A 20179-nucleotide genomic window follows, 5' to 3' on the forward strand; every position below is an offset into this window, starting at 1 on the left:
CTTAAAAGAATAAAAAACCGATACTGATGATCACGCCGGTGAAGATGAGTACGAATAAACAGAACCCCATAATATCTTTTGCTTTAAGTCCGGCTATTGCCAATGCCGGTAATGCCCAAAATGGTTGAATCATATTTGTCCAGGCATCTCCCCAAGCGATTGCCATTGCCGTTTTGGCATAATCCGCTCCAAGCGTCTGTGCAGCCTCTAACATAATCGGTGCTTGTACTGCCCATTGCCCGCCACCGGACGGAACAAAAAAGTTCACCAATCCGGCAGAATAGAATGTAAATAAATAGAATGTAAAGTCATTTGAAATATTAATAAACCATTCCGAGAAAACCCCAGCTAAACCTGATACTGTCATCATCCCCATAATTCCTGCATAGAACGGAAATTGGAACACAATCCCGGCTGTCGTTTTAATGGCCGCTTGAGCTGCTGCCAAGAAACGCTCTGGCGTGCCATGCAAAATTATCCCTAGTATGATAAAGATGGTATTGACGATATTTAAATCTAGTAAAAATCCTTTCGTTACAAAGTGGTGAATTAAATAGGAAAGGCCAATAAGTCCGATTAAAATCGTTAACAAAGTACTTTTCTCAGTCCAAGAGGCAAATGTTTTTTCAGCAGGTGGAAACTTTTGCTCCTCCTCAACCAATAACACTGGATCTACCTCCACTACATCCTCGTCCTTTGGCAACATCCAACGATTAAAGAAAGGTAGTGTAAATCCAATTACAATCACGATAAACAAGTTATACGGCGTGAAGATCGTATCAGAAGTTGGTACAACACCCATGATCGCCGCAAATGGATGCCCCTCTGTCGCAACCGAAAGTGGAATTGAACCAGCTAAGCCGCCATGCCAAATAATAAAACCAGAATACGCACTTGCAATTAGTAAACGATAATCAACTTTCTTCACATGACGGGCAATTTCCTTTGCAAATAATGCGCCAATAACTAATCCAAAGCCCCAGTTAATCCAACAAGCTACTAGCGAAATGAATGACACAATAATGATAGCACTAGAAGGCTTTTTAATCCTGCCTGCAATGGAAGATAGGAATCTCTTAAATACAGGGCTATTGGCTAATACATGTCCGGCAGCTAATACAATAACCATCTGCATTGTAAAAGAGAGTAATCCCCAGAATCCGTCTCCCCAATAAACAACCATATCTAGTGGTGAGCTAGGTGTCAGAATAACCCCTAATAGGAAAACAAGTACCGTTAAAATTGCAACGAATATATAGGGATCCGGTAAGTATCTTTCCATAAGGGCGTTCGATATTCTTGTTAACGTTTTCATCCTACGTCTTCTCCTTTCATACTAATATTGAAAAATACGAGAAAAGTATTTTTCGATGCATAATATGTCATCAAGAAGATTAATATTTCGATAATAATAAAAATACGTAACGGAAAATAAGTTGAAAGAGAATAAAAGCGGGGGGATTTTATTGTAGTAAAGTGTAAAAATATTTCTTCAAATATTGTAAGATGAAAATATCGAATAGTTGAGGAGAGAAGAAAATGTAAAGCTTTCTTCTCCATAAGTTCAACAAAGGCTAAAAGATGCAATTTTCTCGACTAGCCAAGTTAACGAATAATATAAAACGTATGCTAGAAGGAGATAAAGGAATGGAACATTTAATTTATAAAAACTTAAAAAAAATTGAGCTTTCTGGGATTCGAAAGTTTACGAACATGCTGGTAGATTATCCTAACGCCATTAACTTAACAATCGGCCAACCGGATTTTCCAACACCAGCCCATGTGAAAGAAAAAGCAAAGCTTGCGATTGATCAAAATTATACATCCTATACACCAAATGCAGGGATTGTCGAATTACGAAAAGCGATTTCTTCATTTTACGATAAGCAATATGGACTTTCTTATAACCCGCAAGATGAAATTATTGTGACACATGGAGCATCAGGAGCCCTTACAATCGCATTAAGAACGATTTTGGAAGAAGGGTGCGAAGTGATCCTATCAGCTCCCGCTTATCCAGGTTACATCCCGCTAATTGAGCTTTGCGGAGCCATTCCGGTTTGTGTGGATACAGCGGCCACTGATTTTGTATTAACTGCAGACCTAATCGAAAAGCATATGACAGATAAAACAAGATGCGTAATTCTTCCATCACCATGCAATCCAGTAGGGACAATTATTGAAGAGGCCGAACTGCAAAAAATAGCTGCACTCTTAAAAGAAAAAGAGATTTTCATTATTTCGGATGAAATCTATAGTGAGCTAATTTATGAAAAAACACATAAATCCATTGCCTCTTATGAAGGTATGCGCCATAAAACAATCGTTATCAACGGTGTTTCAAAATCTCACTCCATGACGGGCTGGCGAATCGGGTATACATTAGCGCCAAGCTATCTAACGAAAGAAATGACGAAGCTAAATGGCTATTATATCAGCTGTGCATCAAGCATTAGTCAGCATGCGGCACTAGCAGCTTTAACGGACGGAGTTAATGATCCAATTGAAATGAAGAACGAATATAAAGTGCGTCGCGATTATGTATATGACCGTTTAGTTGCAATGGGTTTTGATGTTGTAAAACCAGCTGGAGCATTTTATATCTTCCCGTCCATCAAGAAAACAAATATGACCTCTTTTGATTTCTGTATAAATCTACTAAAAGAGCAGGAGCTGGCAACAGTTCCAGGAAGTGCATTCTCGGAGTTTGGTGAGGGCTACATTCGGTTGTCTTTCGCACAGCCTCTAGAAGTATTGCAAAAGGGCATGGACCGGTTAGAAAAGTTTATGGAGAAGTTTAACTAAAAAATATTGGGAAGGGACTGATCCTAGTGGGTTGGTCCCTTTGAATTTAACTCTTCAGTATGGCTATAGCTAGGAAGTAACAAGACAATCTCAGTGGGATAAACGCTGTTTTTTCCAGTGCGGTAGTTAAAGGGACACATGGAAGAAATCCACCCCCTGAATTGTATCGATAGAGGTAGCTATGAAATTCAACTAGGTCCATTATTCAGCCCTTCAACCTCACAGCGAATTTTAAAAAATTCCCCCTCTACTGGATGTTCGAAATGTTCCATTTTTAAAAGACGGCGTTTGCCAACACGGCGGTCAAATAACGCAAAGGCTCGAATCAAAGAGTTTTCCGAAGTCAAAGCTTCTTCAATTGATAGATTTGGATAATTCAAGAGGGCTTGATAGAAATGCCGGCTCCCCCATACACCAGCTTCCACAAGCTCCTCTTCAGCTTGATCGGATGCTGCAATTAATGCTTTTCGTTCGGGTGAATTCAGCATAACTTCCCAATCGTCGTTATATGGAATCGGCTGTAATTTGTATTGTTCTTTCAACGCTTGCTCCAGATGGTAGTGCTCTAGTGAGAATGAGAGGTCCGAAGCGCTCAGAATTTGCCTCTTATCAAAAGTAAGCCACACCCGGGCTTGATCATCATGAGAATGACGGTAAACAGCAGCATGTAATCCCACTCGCCTCTTTAAGGAATCACATAATAACCCTTCAACCATCTTCTTTAATTTACTAAATTGCATGATCCTCTCCCTCATGTGCCAACCGTTTTCGCTCTAATTTTTCGGCTTTTTTCCTTTTCCGAATGGCACGGAAGAAACTAGTCAGCATTTCGCCGCACTCGTCTGCTAAAACGCCTTCCGTTACTTCGCATTCATGGTTAAATCTTGAATCATTTAACAAGCGGTATAAGGAGTCAACACAGCCGGCCTTTAAATCTCTCGCTCCATAAACTACGCGGGGCACACGGGATTGAAGAATTGCCCCGGCACACATTGGACAAGGCTCCAATGTGACATAGAGCGTTGTTTCTTCTAATCGCCAACTTCCAATTACTTCACAGGCTTGTTGTATCGCCATTAATTCTGCATGTGTAACAGCATTTTGCGAGGTTTCCCGTAAATTATGAGCACGCCCGATAATCTCATCTTTATAGACAATAACCGCACCAATAGGTACCTCACCTAGGGCTTGTGCCTTTTTTGCTTCTTCCACTGCTTCAAGCATATACTTTCGATCTCGTTCAAAAAGTTCCACGTTCATCTCTCCTTGCTTGATAGTTTACCACGGCAGTATGGAAAAAAGAATTTTTGAACAATGATGTCGATTATTGTAAGAAGATAAATGATGTTCTTCCTTTCTATTGTATAAGGTTTATAATTATTCCTTATTTTGTTCAATCACTGTCTCTGTTTTTCGACAAGCTCATGTGATAAAATGAATAGCATTGACTAATTTAGACTTAAAGGAGGGACTTCTCGTGACTGTTCCATTTATTACAGTAGAGGGTCCAATTGGTGTGGGGAAAACGTCATTATCCAAAGCGATTTCCAGCGCCTTTGAATACCATCTATTAAAAGAAATCGTGGATGAAAACCCGTTTCTCGGAAAGTTCTATGAAGATATTGATGAGTGGAGCTTTCAAACGGAGATGTTCTTCCTTTGTAATCGATATAAACAATTGAGCGATATTCAGAAACATATTATAGAAACAGGGTCACCTGTCGTTGCAGATTATCATGTATTCAAAAATTTAATTTTCGCAAAGCGTACATTAAAGCCATCTGAATATGAAAAGTATGAGGCCATCTATAACATTTTAACAGCAGATATGCCACGTCCTAATATGGTGATCTATCTACATGCCAGTTTAGACACGTTGATGAATCGCATTGCGATGCGCGGAAGAGAATTCGAAAAAATGATTACGCGAGATTACATAGAGCAATTAGCGGCTGATTATCACGAATTCATTCAGCATTTTGAACTGATGCATCCTGATATCCCGGTTATTCAGTTGAATGGCGACAAAATAGACTTTGTAAAAAATCCCAAAGATCTAGAACAGGTATTAAAATTAGTAGAAGAAAAGCTACAACAAAGGAGTTCACACATAGAATGAATTTACGAGAAAAATATAACATTCCATCCAATACAGTGATTACGATCGCTGGGACGGTAGGGGTCGGAAAGTCTACAATGACAAAAGCACTTGCAGAGGCTTTAAACTTCCGTACTTCATTTGAAAAAGTAGATACAAACCCATATTTGGACAAGTTCTATGACGATTTCGAAAAATGGAGCTTCCATTTGCAAATATACTTCCTGGCAGAACGTTTCAAGGAGCAAAAGCGTATTTTCGAATACGGCGGCGGCTTTATTCAGGACCGTTCCATTTATGAAGATACAGGCATTTTCGCGAAGATGCACTATGACAAAGGGACAATGAATCCAACTGATTACGAAACATATACAAATTTGTTTGATGCCATGGTCATGACGCCTTATTTCCCGCATCCGGATTTACTTGTCTATTTAGAGGGGCCAATTGACGATATTATCGGCCGTATTCAAGAGCGTGGCCGCGAAATGGAACAGCAAACGCCAAATGATTATTGGATTGAAATGCATGACCGGTATGAAAACTGGATCAACAATTTCAATTCATGCCCGGTATTACGCATAGATATCAATGATTATGACCTAATGAAAAATCCCGACCAAATCGAAGGCATCGTGGAGCGCATAGCGTATATGCTGGAGCAGACAAGTCATTTACGTAAATAGTGCAGGCACCATAAACTAAAGAAGCCTAGTTCAGAAAAGCAGAACCTTAAAAATCTGCACCGAAAGCCGCTTACATAAGTAGAAGTGTGCATTTCAAGAAAAAAATAAATAGGCCAAAGTGTCTCCCTAATCAAAAAGGAGGCACTTTTTAGTTGCCGTTTAATCATTAAATAAATAACTGAAAATCCAACATAATAAATAAAAAGCTTCGGCGTTAGATAATGGAAACCCTTTTATCTATGGAAGTTGTTATTGACAATTGAAATGGAAAAGAGAATAATTTTGATTAACAGATTTGATTGAGAACGGTTCTTATTTACGGCAGAGAAACAGGGGTTGAAAATAGTTAAATGCGAATGAATGTCAGCAATGTCGAAGTGGGTTACGATAAGAAAGTGATTGTAAATGACTTAACAATTGGAATTCCCGACAGCCAAATTACGACAATTATTGGGTCAAATGGTTGTGGCAAATCAACATTATTAAAAGCCATGACAAGAATTATCCCACACCAAAAAGGGCAGATTATGCTGGATGGTGCCGAGATTCAGAAGAAAAACACAAAAGAGTTAGCCAAAGAACTAGCAATTTTACCTCAAACCCAAGATAGTGCAGTGGGGTTATTAGTTGAAGAATTGGTTTCTTATGGCCGCTTCCCATACCAATCAGGCTTCGGGAGCTTAAAGAAAGAAGATAGAGAAATTATCGATTGGGCATTGAAAGCAACGAATACTTATGAATTAAAAAATAGTTATGTGGACGAACTTTCAGGTGGGCAGAAACAACGTGTCTGGATTGCGATGGCACTTGCACAAAATACAGATATCATTTTCTTGGATGAACCAACTACATACTTGGATATGGCCCACCAGCTCGAGGTGTTGGAGCTTCTTCAAAACTTAAACAAAAAAGAGAAGCGTACCATAGTGATGGTTTTACATGACCTGAATCATGCTGCAAGATTCTCGGATTATATGATTGCCCTTGAAAAAGGGAACTTGGTTAAAGCCGGCACCCCAGAGGAAGTAATGACATCCAAAGTATTAAAAAAGGTGTTTAATATCGATGCCGTTATTAGTAAGGATCCCCGTTCCAACAAACCGATATGTCTTACGTATGATTTAATTAAAGAAGATAACTAGCTCAATCTTGACTCTGGATAAAAACAGCACTTAGCGCAGTGCTGTTTTTATTTTCTTAAAACAATTCAAGAACTTCTTGTCTCTTCACCAGACGTATATTGGCTTGTTTTATAGCCTCTTTATAATCTTCTACATTATCGTTATAGTGCATCGCATAGATTTTTTTGTGCAATGATACCGGATAGTATTCGAGTACTTCCTGGAGTGTTGCATGGACACCGTTAAATGTGAAACTTATGTCCTGGAAGATTGCAACGGTATTTTCATCAACTTGCTCTTTCAGGTTTGTAAGCTGCAAGTTTTTCACGTCCCCAGAAAAAACAATGTTCGCTTTTTCAGATGATAATTTAAACCCCGCACTGATTAAACCATCTGCATGAAGATTCGTTGTATCGATGACGGAAAACCCATAATCCCCTATTTTAAATTCCTTGCCATCCTTTAAAGGAATAAAGTCGCAAAAATCGTCCACTCCGCGCCCTTGATTCTCCAGGCTATTCTTTAGGTAATTCTTCAAGAGTGGTAAAAGTTTTTCGTGAACAATCACGGTTGTTTTTAAAGGTGAATGTTGTCCATCTTCAAATTGCCAAAAGCGAGTCATGACTAATTCCTCTAAACCACCGACGTGATCATAATGAAGATGTGAAATAAAGACATAATCGATGGCTAAATAATCATACCCAGCAGCTGGCAGACTAGTTCTCAGAGTTGTTCCAGCATCAATCAAAAGGCATTTTTCGTCGAATTCAATGATATAGTTATTATGATAGTTGCTTTTTGTGAAAGCACCACCTACACCTAAGGGGAAAATTTTCATGGAAGGTTCTCCTTTTTTACAAAGTATTAATAATTACGCTGTATACTTGTAGTATATCAAATCGAGCTTTGGGGGGATAAAAATGAACGTTGCGATCTACTGTGGTTCACAAGCAGGGAAGAAGGATATTTATATAGAAAAGGCGAAGGAGCTAGGTGAAACATTAGCAAAAGCTCAAATTGGGATTGTCTATGGCGGTTCCAATGTGGGCCTTATGGGCGCTGTTGCTGATGCATCATTAGCTCACAGTGGCAGGGTTATCGGCATTATGCCCGAGCATTTACAAAAACGTGAAATTGCGCATTTACATTTAACCGAGATTCATTTCGTGGAATCCATGCATATTCGAAAAAAGCAAATGGTCGATCTTTCGGATGCCTACATTGCCTTACCAGGTGGCTGCGGCACACTGGACGAATATTTTGAGGTGTTTACTTGGGCACAAATCGGCTTACATCAAAATCCTGTTATTTTATATAATATCGATGGATTCTATGATGCCCTTATTCTACATTTTGAAAAAATGATTGAAGAAGGATTTATTCGGGAAGAGCAGCGTGACATTTTAAGGGTTGCCACAACAGCTGATGAAATTCTGCATATTCTAGGAAGCCATCAGGAAGTTTTACTAAAAATGGGCAGCTGAAACTTAACCCTAAGCAATATTATAAAATTGCTTAGGGTTTTTTCTATCGTAATATCATTGCTACTAATAGTGGGATTCCCATTAGGAGCAAGACTCCGAAACTCCATAAGATCTGTTTGGCAGTTGACATATTCCTGGGGCGGATGCTAATTGTATCGTATAAATTATTAAGAGCTTGCTGTTCTTTTTTATATAGCATGGTTTGAAACTGTCCGTAATCATCGATATAGGTGTAAGGCGAGTCCACCCCAAACCTGAGCGAACGAATGTCATCTGTGACATCTTGGTTATTATGAAAATATAAAATGGTAGGAGCAAGCCCTCCAGTCGATTTTGCAATGACATCAATATCAAATGTAGCCATTTTGTACCCTACTTCTCCATCACTCCCCTGATATTGCTGTACTAATCGATTTAATTTCATACATATCACTCCTTCTTGTCCTTATGTATGTTCAAAAACCTTCTGAGAAGTGCACACTAATTACATTTTATCCAAATCGTACTATTTTAAAGGGTGGTATGGATTAAATTAATAAAAAATTACTATTTAATTTGATCTAATATTATTATATTATCTGAATTATTATAATGTTTTGTCAATAAGGGGATTAAAAATGGAAACTAAAACATTACAACAAAGGTTATTCGCGTTACCTACTACGGCTATTTCAGATGCAACTGGTGGTCATAGCAATGTGGATGGGAGCATTAAACCGCTTAGTAATCACTTTAAAATAGCTGGACGAGCCCTTACAGTAAGGCTGCCTGATGGCGAGAATGGTGCAGTACTGGAAGCTATCAGTAAAGCACAAAAGGGTGAAATTATCGTGATTGACGCAAAAGGCAATAGAAATCGAGCGGTAGCCGGGGATTTTGTCATTTCATTAGCAAAAGGTCTAGGAGTACAGGGATTTGTTGTAGATGGCGTGATACGTGATATTGCAGCCATTCGGGAATTAAATTTTCCTGTCTTCTCCTTAGGTACAAGTGTGGCAGCTGGCTTCAAGAATGGGGGAGGCGCTGTAGATGTACCGATAGCAATTGGGGGTGTGGCCGTGCATCCTGGTGACTATATAGTTGGTGATGTGGATGGTGTTGTTGTTATTCCCAATAAAGATGCGGAACATGTCGCGAATGCGGCAGAAGAAAAAGTACGAAAAGATGAATTACGGGAAATAGAAGCATTATCTCGTGGTGAAATATCTATTCGTGCTTACTTGGATAAGGTATTGTCAAAATAAAAAGTTGAATACTAAAAGAGGTGACTATCAAGAATACTGGTGGTTATCTCTTTTATTTTTTATGCATAATAGAGATGGAAATAATCAGTTATTTACTTTTCAAGTATAATAATGATAATATTTATTTAGTTAGGTAATTTTTCGCTTAATCCTATTTTAGGAGCGGGGGACCCAAATGATTTATACGGATATCTCCGTTATAGGTGAATTCTAAAATGAAAGGGCTTTTAGTTTCCGAAGTCCTAACCTGAAAGCTAACCTCGTAAGCGTTTAAAGGAAGCGATATGAAGAGATTTAGTTAGTCAATAGTACAAGCTTTTTGTGTTAATTAAATTAATGGGTTTCATTCATATACTTGTTTCCCTTACCAGAGTAAGTCGTATAGCTAAAAACATCAAGAAGGTGGGGTAATTAATGAAGTTTAAGTTAAGTTTAGCAACGCAAATCTTTATCGGTCTAATTTTAGGGATTATTGTCGGTGGAATCTTCTATGGAAGTGAAACGGCACAAAGTGTTCTACAGCCATTCGGTGATCTTTTCCTCCGATTGATTAAGCTGATTGTTGTACCAATTGTACTTTCTAGTATTATTGTTGCCATTGCTGGTGTCGGAGATTTGAAATCCGTCGGAAAACTGGGCGGTAAATCATTGGCCTATTTCATTGGTATGACATTAATTGCCATTGCAGTAGGTCTACTATCTGCCAATATATTCCAACCCGGTTCTGGTGTGGATATGAATAATCTAAGCCAAACAGATATCTCTGGCTATGTGGATACTTCGCATGAACAAGAAGGGAAATCAATTGCGGATACGCTTCTGCACATTGTCCCTACAAATCCTATCCAGGCAATGGTTGAAGGCGATATGCTGGCGATTATCTTCTTTGCATTGGTATTAGGTCTTGGTATCGCGGCAATTGGCGAAAGAGGGAAAACAGCATTAAACTTCTTTGAAGGTATATCACATGCTATGTTCTATGTAACAAACTTATTTATGAAATATGCTCCAATCGGTGTTTTCGCTTTAATCGGAGTGACAATTTCTAAATATGGTTTTGCATCACTCATTCCACTTGCTAAATTGGCGCTAACTGTATATGGAACGATGATCTTCTTTGTAATTGTTATCTTGGGTATTATGGCTAAAATCATTGGATACAGCATCTTTAAGTTAATTAAGGTGATTAAAGAAGAATTACTTTTGGCATTCTCTACATCTAGTTCAGAAACGGTTCTTCCAAGAATTATGGACAAAATGCAGCAAGTTGGTGCGCCAAAGCATATTTCAACTTTTGTTATTCCAACAGGTTATTCATTTAACCTGGATGGCTCGGTATTGTACCAAGCAATCGCTTCACTATTTGTTGCGCAAATGTATGGTATTGACTTAGGTATTGGTGAACAAATCATGTTAATGCTGGTCTTGATGGTTACATCAAAAGGTATGGCTGGTGTACCAGGTGTATCATTCGTTGTATTATTAGCAACATTCGGCACAATGGGCTTACCACCGGAAGGCCTGATGTTTATCGTTGGTATTGACCGTATTCTTGATATGGGACGTACTGCGGTTAACGTAGTAGGTAATTCATTGGCGGCACTTGTTGTTGCTAAATGGGAAGGTCAATTTGACCCTAATACTGAAGTGGAAAACACTCAAAAAGTTTAATAAAATAAATTCTATATTATGTCAATATAGAGTTCGATTATCGTAACCTGCAAAAAAAGACTTTCAACGTCGAGCGTTGAAAGTCTTTTTTTCTGTGAAGATGTAGAATGAAATTTTACTGGGTACTCAGCTTGAGATAGAACACTTGCAATGGATCATCAAAAGTGAAGGGAGAAAGTACTTAAGGTGCGCCAAAGCATTAGAGTCTATCACACATACACCAAGGTATATTTAATAGGCTTAAAAGATCAATGGAACCTCTTAAGTCTTTAGATAAAATAAAAAACCGTATCCAGAAAAGATACGGTTGAGTAGTTGAATTATTATAAAAAATGGCGGAGGCAGTAGGATTTGAACCCACGCGCGGTTTAACCCGCCTGTCGGTTTTCAAGACCGATCCCTTCAGCCAGACTTGGGTATGCCTCCGTGATAAATATGTCGAACTGTATCGACAAGAAATAATATATCATGTATTATAACCGCGGTCAATAGTTTTATACATTTTTTTAAAGAGATTAAATTTGTTTGATTTCATAATACTATTATCAAAATAGAACTTAGAAAATTGGTTACCGTTCTTACATGGAGGTTGCTGTCCTCAAAAAAAAAGCATAAAAGAGAAGTCAGCACGTAAGATAATTTTATTTAATAGGAAAAAATATAGTATTTCCAAATTAACCAGAACAAAACATTGCAATTACCCCTTGGTATAAAGTATACTAATTTATGCCGTGCTAGGTGGGGAGGTAGCGGTGCCCTGTAACTCGCAATCCGCTCTAGCGAGACTGAAGTCCTTTTCTGAGGCTGTCCGTATGTTTGGTCTGCCTCTTGCACGTAGCGTTGAAGGTTGGGTCCTGCGCAATGGATACCCATGAACCATGTCAGGTCCGGAAGGAAGCAGCATTAAGTGGCTTCATCCATGTGCCGCGGGGTAGCCTAACCTGAGCTGGCGACAAGAGTAACGCTTATGTACGGCTGTCGAAGAAAGGTGCACGGCTTTAATATACATATTAAGCCATGCAGGCATTTAAAAAGACAAAATCAACTAAATGGTTGATTTTGTCTTTTTTGTTGTCGAAAAACTTTAGCCGGTAGCTAATACATTTCTCTATACAAGATTGTATTGTGACACTTTCTCCTTCAACCATATCAGATTCGTTTAATTCGAATCAGTATTTTCACATTTCTACTCTCCAGCCTTCCATTTCACTCCCATCCATCGAAAGTGTTTTTTTATGAAAACTAGTACTTTTTAGGGCCTATACAAGCCGTAGAGACACTATACAGCTTATATGCTTAGCACACCCACCTAACCCAATACTTTATAAGAATATAGCTAATAATAATCTAATCTATAGAACTTATCTAATGCATAAATCTTAGTAATAAAATTTATTACAAACGTATTATAGTAATACGAACGATACGAACAAAATCTGAAAATTTACTTATTATCTGGTAATACTGGAACTTAATTGTAAAATGAACGTACCAATTAAAGAGGAAAAAAGGGGGTCATGGTTTTGATAAAGAGAATAATGCCAGCAGTACTGTCATTATTATTTGTTTTAAGTTTCTTACATATAAACAGTGCTAGTGCAGCACCCAAATTGGATGTTCAAGCTGAAGCGGGAATATCCAATAAAGTTAAATACTATACGCCGTTACCGATGAGCGTAACCATAACAAATGACGGCTCGCCCTTTTCAGGGGATTTAGTCATTGATGCAGCGGAATCTCCCTCTGTTGGATCTGGATTGGTGTATCCAGTAGATATTGCAGAAGGAGAAACGAAAACAATTCAGCTGTATTTAAATGGATTATCGGATGATTACTTGTACAGTGGTAATCAACAAGCAAGTCTATTTACTTTTTACGAGGGTGGTATTGAGGAAGGAAACCCTGTGGAATTTACAGGTACAAAAGTGGTCCGTCCCCAAATCCATGAACAAGAAGCTACATTTATTTATACATTAACAGAAAATAGCGACCGATTATCTGCTTTACAACGGTTAAGACAATTTTCAACTTATAATGTTGAAGTTTTCCACGTAAATCAGCTTAAAGAGTTTGAATTGCCATCAGATGCAAAGGGGTTGGCAATGGCTGATGTACTTGCGGTAGATGAAGTAAGTCTGGCAGATCTGTCAGAAAAGCAGCAACAAGCAATTTACAGTTGGGTAGAAAATGGTGGAAAGCTCCTGATCGGTGCTTCTGATCAAGTTGAAGTATCCGCAGGACCTTTTAAAGACCATTTACCACTGACCCTATCTAATGAAAGGGTTGCTGTTTCAAAAGAAAGTCTTGCTTCATTATCCAATGAAGGAATCTTTACACAAGATATTGAGGTATATCAAGCCCAAGAAAAAGTGGGCAGTGTTGATCTGCTTGAAGATGGAGATACAATTCTTGCATCGAGTCTGGCGTTAGGTAGCGGGCAAATTATTCAAACGACCTTCTCTTTGGGTGATCAGCCACTTGCAGGGATGGATGGCTACGCAAAATTAATTGCTCAAATTTTAAAGCTGCAAAATCCAAGACAAACTAATTCGTTTGGAATGTATTATGGCGGTATAAATGAATATCTTCCTTCAGAAGTCGGAAGTGTGAATGAACTCTTTCCTTCTTTTGAAGTATCGACAACACTGCTTGTGATCACGGTAATTGTTTATATCCTAATAGTTGGCCCGTTACTTTACTTCGTTTTAAAACGAATGGATAAACGGGAGCATGCTTGGTGGGTTATCCCGGTTTTATCGATTGGTCTTTCACTATGTATGTTTCTATTTGGTGCAAAAGATCGTTTGCTGCAATCACAAATCCAGCAATCCGCTTTTTATAAAGTAGAGGGCGAGAATCTTGTTGGGAATTACGTGGAGTCTATTTTAACAAACCGTGGAGGGGACTTTACCTTTACGACCGATGAAAATACAACAGCTGTTGCTTCAAGAAATTCAACTTTCTATTCAAGCCCATCTGAAAGTGTACTCCATGAAAAATCCTATGTAAAAGAGCATGCAAATGGTTCTACGATTAATCTGAGGAATTTAAATTACTGGTCTGTCCAATCCATTGTTGGGCAATCCAAAATAGACAATGCAGGGAATATGGATATCCAATTAACACTTAAAGACGGAAAAGTAGAAGGAAGCATTACGAACCACTTCCCATTCAAATTGAATGGTGTGGCGATCTGGTCAGGAACTAAGGAGATTGAATTAGGAGATATAGAAGCGGAAGGTACTCTTGAGGTATCGGAAGAAGTAAAAAACTCTGTTTTACTTGCACCTTCCTTTTCAAACTATAACTATACCCAAGCTCAATCTAAGGATGAACTAATGCCAGTTCGCCTGGAGAAGCTGAAGTATGGAGTAGGAGCTCTGATAGAGGAGGAACGATTACCTGTAATTACCGCATGGACAGAAGAGGCATTGGTTGGAATTGAACTAGATGGCAATGCAAAAATGTCCCCGGTAGCCTACATTGCTCAAAGCTTTGAGCCTGCTATCGAATTATCGGGCGAATTTACTTTAGATAAAGAATCCCTAGACGTTTCTTTAGAGCAATCCACTGGTTCGGGCTATATGGAATTAATGAATGAAGCAACAAATGAGTGGTTTTTGGATAAAGGGGATTACGACTTCAATGTTTGGGTACCCGATGAGCTTTTGGAGGGCACATCCTGGAGCGAAGTTTCGATTTCCAATAAAGCATCGGATCGTATGTCGCTTGCTATTTGGAATAGTACTACTTCTCAATATGAAGATATACAAGAAGCAAGTGCTAGTTACACAACAAATTTAGAACAATATATATCATCAGAGGGTCAACTGAAAATCCTTGTCCGGATAACGGATGATATGGGGTCACCTGTTAAAATGCCTGATGTTGAAATAAAAGGGGTGGCACAATAATGATGGTGGATATACAAGGATTAACGAAAAAATATGGTTCCTTTACGGCATTGGATAATCTGACGCTATCACTGGATGAAGGTGTTGTATTTGGCTTTGTTGGAGCGAATGGTGCAGGAAAGTCTACTACATTTTCAATACTTTCCACGCTCCTTTCACCATCTGCCGGGGATGCACTGATCAATGGGAAAAGTGTAGTGCGCGAACCAAAGGAAGTACGTAAACAAATTGGCTATATGCCGGACTTTTTCGGAGTATATGACCAGCTAAAAGCAGATGAATATCTTGATTTTTATGGAGCGAGCTATGGCCTTCCTGCGGCAGAACGACGAGTCCTCATTCCGCAATTATTGGAGCTCGTGAATTTAACAGAGAAACGCTTCGAGTATGTTGACTTACTATCACGCGGTATGAAGCAACGCCTTTGTTTGGCCCGCTCCCTTATCCATGATCCCAAGGTCTTAATATTGGATGAACCGGCTTCAGGTTTGGATCCCCGGGCCCGGGTGGAAATGAGGGATATTTTAAAGCACTTGAAATCGATGGGAAAAACAATCCTAATTTCATCGCATATTTTGCCGGAGCTTGCAGAAATGTGCGACGAAATAGGCGTGATTGATAACGGTAAATTAATTGCTCACGGTAATGTTGCCCAGATTCAAGACCAACTGCAGGGAGACAAACGCATTATTGTAAAAGTAATGGACGATCTCGAAAAAGCCCGTGCCTTCTTTGAAGAAGACCCATTTGTTAGTTCAATAGAAATGACTCATGGGAAAAATGAGGTTGCCTTTAATTATCGCGGGAAGACAATGGATCAAGTAAATCTTCTGCGCAAAGCATTACTTGCAGATATTTCAATCTTCTCCTTAACAGAAGAAGAAAAGGATCTGGAAGATGTCTTTATGGCGATAACGAAGGGAGCGGATGAAAAATGATGGAACGCTTTTCAAACCCAGTTTTGTTAAAGGAGTTAAAGCTGCGATTCCGCTCCTTTAAAAGCTTCTCGGGATTAATGTTCTACTTAGCGGTGTTATGTATTTTTGTTACGGGGTTCTTGCTGATCTACACACAATTTTCAGGTACCGGTTTTTTTAGACCGCGGGATAGCTTTACAATGTTTGCTGTGTTAAGTGTAATTCAAATGGGGCTTGTGATGTTCATTACCCCTGGCTTGACTGCCGGTGCAATTAGTACAGAACGCGAGAAACAAACATTGAATATTTTACTGACGACAACTCAAAGCTCCACTCAAATAATCGTAGGAAAGCTTTTATCGTCAGTGGCATTTTTAGTATTGATGTTATTGGCAGGCTTGCCTTTATATAGTCTTGTATTTTTGTTTGGTGGTGTCTCGCCGTCCCAGTTGATTACAATCTTCTTATTTTATTTGGTTACACTGATTGCAATCGGAAGTATTGGGATTATGTTTTCAACAATCACGAAAAGAACGATTGTATCAATGATTGCTACTTATGGGGCAATGATTTTTTTAGGAGGGATTACGGCATTCCTATTTTTTGTAGGGGTTTCCATGGATCAAATGTTCATGTATTCAGGAAATCCACAGCCGAATGCAGCGCCATTTTCCCCCATTCCATATTTTTGGGCAAGCATCAATCCGGGAGCACTGATGGTAACGATTCTTTATCCTGAAATGGCAACAAGTCTAGAGTCCGCGGTTGGAGTTTCAATCCCTGTCTGGGTGAGCTATTTAATATTTTATGTGCTATTAACGGCTTTTTGCTTATTGATTGCCATTCGTAAGTTACGTGCGAATATGAAAACAAATAGATAAGGAGGCAATGGAAATGGATAGCCGTCAAACATTGAAACAATTTATCCGTCGGGCAAAAAGAAGTCTAAATATGGAGCATTCACTTCCCAAATTGCAATATGGAATACTCTCGGCGTTGTTTTTAAGCGCGGCGATTCTTCTAGTTTCCCGTTTATTTGTTTTTTCTTATTACCGGGATGCCACAATCTATGTGGGGATCTGCACTTTCATGGCAGCGGTTGTTTATATTTGGTGGAAGAGAGTCCGGGGAAAAGAGGCATTGCATCGTTTAGATCGCTTCTACCCCCACAATGAGCTTGTGACGGCTCTTTCGTTGGGAGATGAATCGAATCCGTTAGTAGGTTCTATTATTCAAAAAGCGGTAGAAGAATCACCAGCTGCTTTTGAACACTTCAAGAAACGTGAAAGAACGCTTTGGAAGCCCAAAGCTTTAGTCGGAATTATCTTAATGATGATTATAATCGGGGCATTGTCCATTTTCCCATCAGCAACACAACAACAAGCGCTTGTTATAGAAAAAGAAAAGGATGTTATCAATGATCTCGAAAAAGAAGTAGCGGAGCTTCAGGAAAAATCCGAAACGAAAGAAACAAAAAAACAATTACAAGAATTGCAAAATAAATTAAATGAATTAGATACTTCCGAGGAAGCTCTACGGGAAGTAGTGAAAAAGCAAAAGGAATTAAAGCTCCAAGAGCAGAAATTAAAAGAACAACAAAATTTGGCAAAGCAAGATAGCGGCGAAGGAACGGATGGGTTAACAACAGAGGAGCAAAAGCAGTTAGGAGAGCTAATGGAGATGCAAAAGGAACTTGCGAATACTGCCAATAGTACTCAAACTGCATTAAGTAAACTAGGAAAGCCGATTAGCTTTGATCTACAAAATGCCATCGCTAGTGAACTTGGATCGGAATCAACAGAAAATAGTTCAGAAGATGAACAGATTGATTCTTCAAGCGAAGGTGATGGACAACAAAGTGGAAATCAGGGTGAGTCACAAGGAGATGGCCAAGGAAATAATGGTGAATCTGGCCAAAATGGCGAAGGAAGCAATAGTGGATCTGGTCAAAACGGGCAAGGTCAGGGTCAAGGAAATAGCCCGGGTAACGGTTCCGGCTCTGGCTCCGGTCAAGGAACCACGGGAAGCGGAACAGGAAGTGGAAATGGCGGAACAGGAAGCGGCAAGGGTGGAAATGGAGCTGGACTTGGTCAGGGTGGCCGCGATCTACTTTCCATTCCAAATCGAGTGGGCGGCGGCAGTGAAACAACAGTTGATGGAGGTCCAGTCGGTGAGGGTACAGCTGTTGGTGAACAGAAAGGACCTGTTCCGGTGACAAAGGGAAGTATCCGGCCTTATGAAGAAGTCATAGGCGACTATAAAGAAAGCTACTTGGAGAGCTCGGAAAGAATGCAGCTGCCCAAGGATTTACAAGATATTGTCCAATCATATTTTTCTTCCGTAGAGTCGGAATAAAGGGGATGAAAGAATGGCCTTCAGTGAACAGCAATATAGTGAAATGAGCCAGGAACTGCAAAGTGTAAAAAATGAAATAGGTAAATTCATAGTGGGCCAAGAAGAAGCGATAGAATTCACGCTGTACTCGATATTGGCTGATGGGCATGCCTTGTTGGAAGGCTTGCCGGGGCTCGGGAAAACAATGCTGATTCGAACAATTTCAGAAGTATTGGATCTTTCCTTTTCCCGTATTCAATTCACACCCGATTTAATGCCTACTGACATTACGGGGACGAATATTATTGAGCGAACAGAGAGTGGAAAACAGCAATTTGTCTTTCAGCCGGGGCCACTCTTTAGCCAGATGGTCCTAGCGGATGAAATAAACCGGGCGACACCCAAAACGCAAAGTGCTTTGCTTGAAGCAATGGGGGAAAAAACCGTTACGATTTTAGGAGATACAAAGAAAATGGCAAAACCTTTCTTTGTACTTGCAACGCAAAACCCAATAGAGATGGAAGGGACGTATCCTTTACCGGAAGCACAGATGGACCGTTTCTTATGCAAAATTTTGGTTCCTTATCCCTCAAAAAAAGAGCTAATGGAAATTATGAAACGGACAACGGGTGCACTGGAAATCGATTTAGAAAAAGTGATGAACGGCGATCGCCTGATTATTGCACAGCAAATGGTCAAGGAAGTATTGGTGGCTGATGAAATGATGGAGTATGCGGTCAATTTAGTTGTCGCTACACACCCGCAGGGAGAACTGGCTTTACCGGAAGTTCAGCAGTTTGCGATGTATGGCAGTGGTCCGCGAGGCTTGCAAAGCATTATTAAATTAGCAAAAGCTCGTGCTGTAATGCAAGGCCGCTTCCATGTATCCATCGGAGATATTAAATCGGTTGCCAAACCAGCTCTTCGCCATCGAATGATGATGAATTATGAAGGAGAGGCAGAGGGGAAAACAGCGGATGACCTAATCAACAACATTATAAATTCAATCCAGCAAGGCGTGGGGCTATGAAGAATCAAAAATTAATATTACCTGATGAATGGGTTTCGAAAATTAGCCGCTTATCCATAGCAACTTCCTCCAAGCTACGCGGACAGCATAAAGGGGGCAATCGTTCGCAAAGATTCGGTGCATCCCTCGATTTTTCCGATTTTCGTGAATACACATTGGGGGATGATGTGAGGCAAGTCGATTGGAATGTGTATGCGCGGATGGAAAAGTACTTTATAAAACGTTTTTTAGACGAGCAGGAGATGCGGGTACATATTTTATTGGATGCTACGCGGTCAATGGGTGAAGAAAAGAAGTGGGTGTTTGCAAGACAGGTTGCTTCTGCCATCGGATTGATGGTTCTAAATCGAGATGACCGACTATCCTTTTCATATGTAAACGAAACGAACACGCTTCCCTTTAGACGAAAAGGAGCAACCTACAGAAAACATTTTTTGCAAATTGTTTCGAGTTTAGAGAAAGCAAACGGTACAGGCAGTTTCGCAAGGGAAGGCATCAAGGCACTACCTAAAGATAGTACTGTTCTTTTTGTTATTACAGATGGTCTCGAACCAATAGGTGAATGGGAGAAATTTTTTAAACGGTTACCGCGATTTGCTGGGGATATACGCTGCATTCAAATTGTGACACAAGATGAATTGAATCCATCCTATACCGGGGATGTCCGGTTAATTGATGCCGAAACTGGGCGGGATGTGAATGTGTCTGTTTCAAACCGTGTTTTAGCCAGCTATGGAAAATCACAAGAAATGCACGAAACAGAGTTGGATGCCTTAGCTAATCGTTTTGGCATTCGCAAAATTCAACTGGTTGTGGAGGATGGGTTACAAAATGCCATTTTCCATAAAATGCTCAAATCGCATTGGGTACAGTGA

18 protein-coding genes, 1 tRNA gene, 1 other RNA gene and 1 riboswitch are annotated in these 20179 nt (G+C 39.6%); of the genes, 14 read left to right on the forward strand and 6 right to left on the reverse strand.

Going from position 1 to position 20179, the window contains the following annotated elements:
* Position 1: 1 nt before the first annotated feature.
* The gene (locus QYB95_RS17855; protein WP_301139729.1) at positions 2 to 1315 is read right to left on the reverse strand and encodes a short-chain fatty acid transporter; all 1314 of its coding nucleotides are present in this window, start codon (positions 1313 to 1315) and stop codon (positions 2 to 4) included.
* A 332-nt stretch (positions 1316 to 1647) separates the two neighbouring features.
* Between QYB95_RS17855 and QYB95_RS17860 the strand changes: the two genes are divergently transcribed.
* Positions 1648 to 2805: an aminotransferase A gene (locus QYB95_RS17860; RefSeq protein WP_301139730.1), complete on the forward strand. Its 1158-nt coding sequence runs from the start codon at positions 1648 to 1650 to the stop codon at positions 2803 to 2805.
* Between the two features lie 188 nt (positions 2806 to 2993).
* Here QYB95_RS17860 and QYB95_RS17865 read toward each other — a convergent pair whose 3' ends face one another.
* Both QYB95_RS17865 and tadA read right to left on the reverse strand, forming a co-directional pair.
* Positions 2994 to 3545, reverse strand: coding sequence for an SF0329 family protein (locus QYB95_RS17865; RefSeq protein WP_301139731.1), 552 nt, complete (start codon positions 3543 to 3545; stop codon positions 2994 to 2996).
* Positions 3535 to 4059 (reverse strand): tRNA adenosine(34) deaminase TadA, encoded by a 525-nt coding sequence (tadA, locus tag QYB95_RS17870; protein ID WP_301139732.1) that lies wholly within the window; start codon positions 4057 to 4059, stop codon positions 3535 to 3537. Before tadA ends, QYB95_RS17865 begins: the two co-directional genes overlap by 11 nt.
* Before the next feature lie 223 nt (positions 4060 to 4282).
* On the opposite strand from tadA, the gene QYB95_RS17875 reads away from it, so the two are divergent.
* The 3 genes from QYB95_RS17875 (at position 4283) to QYB95_RS17885 (ending at position 6731) form a co-directional block, all read left to right on the forward strand.
* Positions 4283 to 4924, forward strand: a complete 642-nt coding sequence (locus QYB95_RS17875) for a deoxynucleoside kinase (RefSeq protein ID WP_301139733.1) — start codon at positions 4283 to 4285, stop codon at positions 4922 to 4924.
* Positions 4921 to 5589 (forward strand): deoxynucleoside kinase, encoded by a 669-nt coding sequence (locus tag QYB95_RS17880; RefSeq protein ID WP_301139734.1) that lies wholly within the window; start codon positions 4921 to 4923, stop codon positions 5587 to 5589. The genes QYB95_RS17875 and QYB95_RS17880 overlap by 4 nt, the downstream gene beginning before the upstream one ends.
* A 350-nt stretch (positions 5590 to 5939) precedes the next feature.
* Positions 5940 to 6731, forward strand: coding sequence for an ABC transporter ATP-binding protein (locus QYB95_RS17885; RefSeq protein WP_301139735.1), 792 nt, complete (start codon positions 5940 to 5942; stop codon positions 6729 to 6731).
* Positions 6732 to 6786: 55 nt separating this feature from the next.
* On the opposite strand, the gene QYB95_RS17890 is transcribed toward QYB95_RS17885, so the two are convergent.
* Positions 6787 to 7548: an MBL fold metallo-hydrolase gene (locus tag QYB95_RS17890; protein ID WP_301139736.1), complete on the reverse strand. Its 762-nt coding sequence runs from the start codon at positions 7546 to 7548 to the stop codon at positions 6787 to 6789.
* Between the two features lie 82 nt (positions 7549 to 7630).
* On the opposite strand from QYB95_RS17890, the gene QYB95_RS17895 reads away from it, so the two are divergent.
* Positions 7631 to 8194 carry an LOG family protein gene (locus QYB95_RS17895; protein WP_301139737.1) on the forward strand — a complete coding sequence of 188 codons (564 nt, stop codon included), beginning with the start codon at positions 7631 to 7633 and terminating at the stop codon, positions 8192 to 8194.
* Positions 8195 to 8237: 43 nt separating this feature from the next.
* Here QYB95_RS17895 and QYB95_RS17900 read toward each other — a convergent pair whose 3' ends face one another.
* The gene (locus QYB95_RS17900; RefSeq protein WP_301139738.1) at positions 8238 to 8618 is read right to left on the reverse strand and encodes a sodium:proton antiporter; all 381 of its coding nucleotides are present in this window, start codon (positions 8616 to 8618) and stop codon (positions 8238 to 8240) included.
* A gap of 193 nt (positions 8619 to 8811) precedes the next feature.
* Here QYB95_RS17900 and QYB95_RS17905 point away from each other — a divergent pair, with 193 nt between their 5' ends.
* A complete protein-coding gene (locus QYB95_RS17905; RefSeq protein ID WP_301139739.1) occupies positions 8812 to 9438 on the forward strand; it encodes an RraA family protein in 627 nt (208 codons plus the stop codon).
* A gap of 132 nt (positions 9439 to 9570) precedes the next feature.
* Positions 9571 to 9722, forward strand: a riboswitch (cyclic di-AMP (ydaO/yuaA leader).
* 130 nt (positions 9723 to 9852) lie between these two features.
* On the forward strand, positions 9853 to 11109 hold the full coding sequence (locus tag QYB95_RS17910) for a cation:dicarboxylate symporter family transporter (protein WP_301139740.1): 1257 nt from the start codon (positions 9853 to 9855) through the stop codon (positions 11107 to 11109).
* A 333-nt stretch (positions 11110 to 11442) separates the two neighbouring features.
* Here QYB95_RS17910 and QYB95_RS17915 read toward each other — a convergent pair.
* Positions 11443 to 11535 (reverse strand) — tRNA-Ser (locus QYB95_RS17915).
* A 303-nt stretch (positions 11536 to 11838) separates the two neighbouring features.
* Between QYB95_RS17915 and ffs the strand changes: the two genes are divergently transcribed.
* The 7 genes from ffs to QYB95_RS17950 all read left to right on the forward strand — a co-directional run bounded on the left by ffs (position 11839) and on the right by QYB95_RS17950 (position 20179).
* Positions 11839 to 12105: signal recognition particle sRNA large type (ffs, locus tag QYB95_RS17920), an RNA gene on the forward strand.
* A gap of 527 nt (positions 12106 to 12632) precedes the next feature.
* On the forward strand, positions 12633 to 15023 hold the full coding sequence (locus QYB95_RS17925; RefSeq protein WP_301139741.1) for a cytochrome c oxidase subunit II: 2391 nt from the start codon (positions 12633 to 12635) through the stop codon (positions 15021 to 15023).
* Between the two features lie 2 nt (positions 15024 to 15025).
* Positions 15026 to 15961 carry an ABC transporter ATP-binding protein gene (locus tag QYB95_RS17930; protein ID WP_301139755.1) on the forward strand — a complete coding sequence of 312 codons (936 nt, stop codon included), beginning with the start codon at positions 15026 to 15028 and terminating at the stop codon, positions 15959 to 15961.
* The gene (locus QYB95_RS17935) at positions 15958 to 16821 is read left to right on the forward strand and encodes an ABC transporter permease (RefSeq protein ID WP_301139742.1); all 864 of its coding nucleotides are present in this window, start codon (positions 15958 to 15960) and stop codon (positions 16819 to 16821) included. The genes QYB95_RS17930 and QYB95_RS17935 overlap by 4 nt, the downstream gene beginning before the upstream one ends.
* Before the next feature lie 13 nt (positions 16822 to 16834).
* Complete coding sequence (locus tag QYB95_RS17940) at positions 16835 to 18295, forward strand: hypothetical protein (RefSeq protein WP_301139743.1); 1461 nt, start codon at positions 16835 to 16837, stop codon at positions 18293 to 18295.
* Between the two features lie 13 nt (positions 18296 to 18308).
* The gene (locus tag QYB95_RS17945) at positions 18309 to 19304 is read left to right on the forward strand and encodes an AAA family ATPase (protein ID WP_301139744.1); all 996 of its coding nucleotides are present in this window, start codon (positions 18309 to 18311) and stop codon (positions 19302 to 19304) included.
* A complete protein-coding gene (locus tag QYB95_RS17950) occupies positions 19301 to 20179 on the forward strand; it encodes a DUF58 domain-containing protein (protein ID WP_301139745.1) in 879 nt (292 codons plus the stop codon). Before QYB95_RS17945 ends, QYB95_RS17950 begins: the two co-directional genes overlap by 4 nt.

Origin of the sequence: Ureibacillus aquaedulcis (genome assembly GCF_030418165.1) — a bacterium.
In the GTDB taxonomy this organism is placed as follows: Bacteria; Bacillota; Bacilli; order Bacillales_A; family Planococcaceae; genus Ureibacillus; species Ureibacillus aquaedulcis.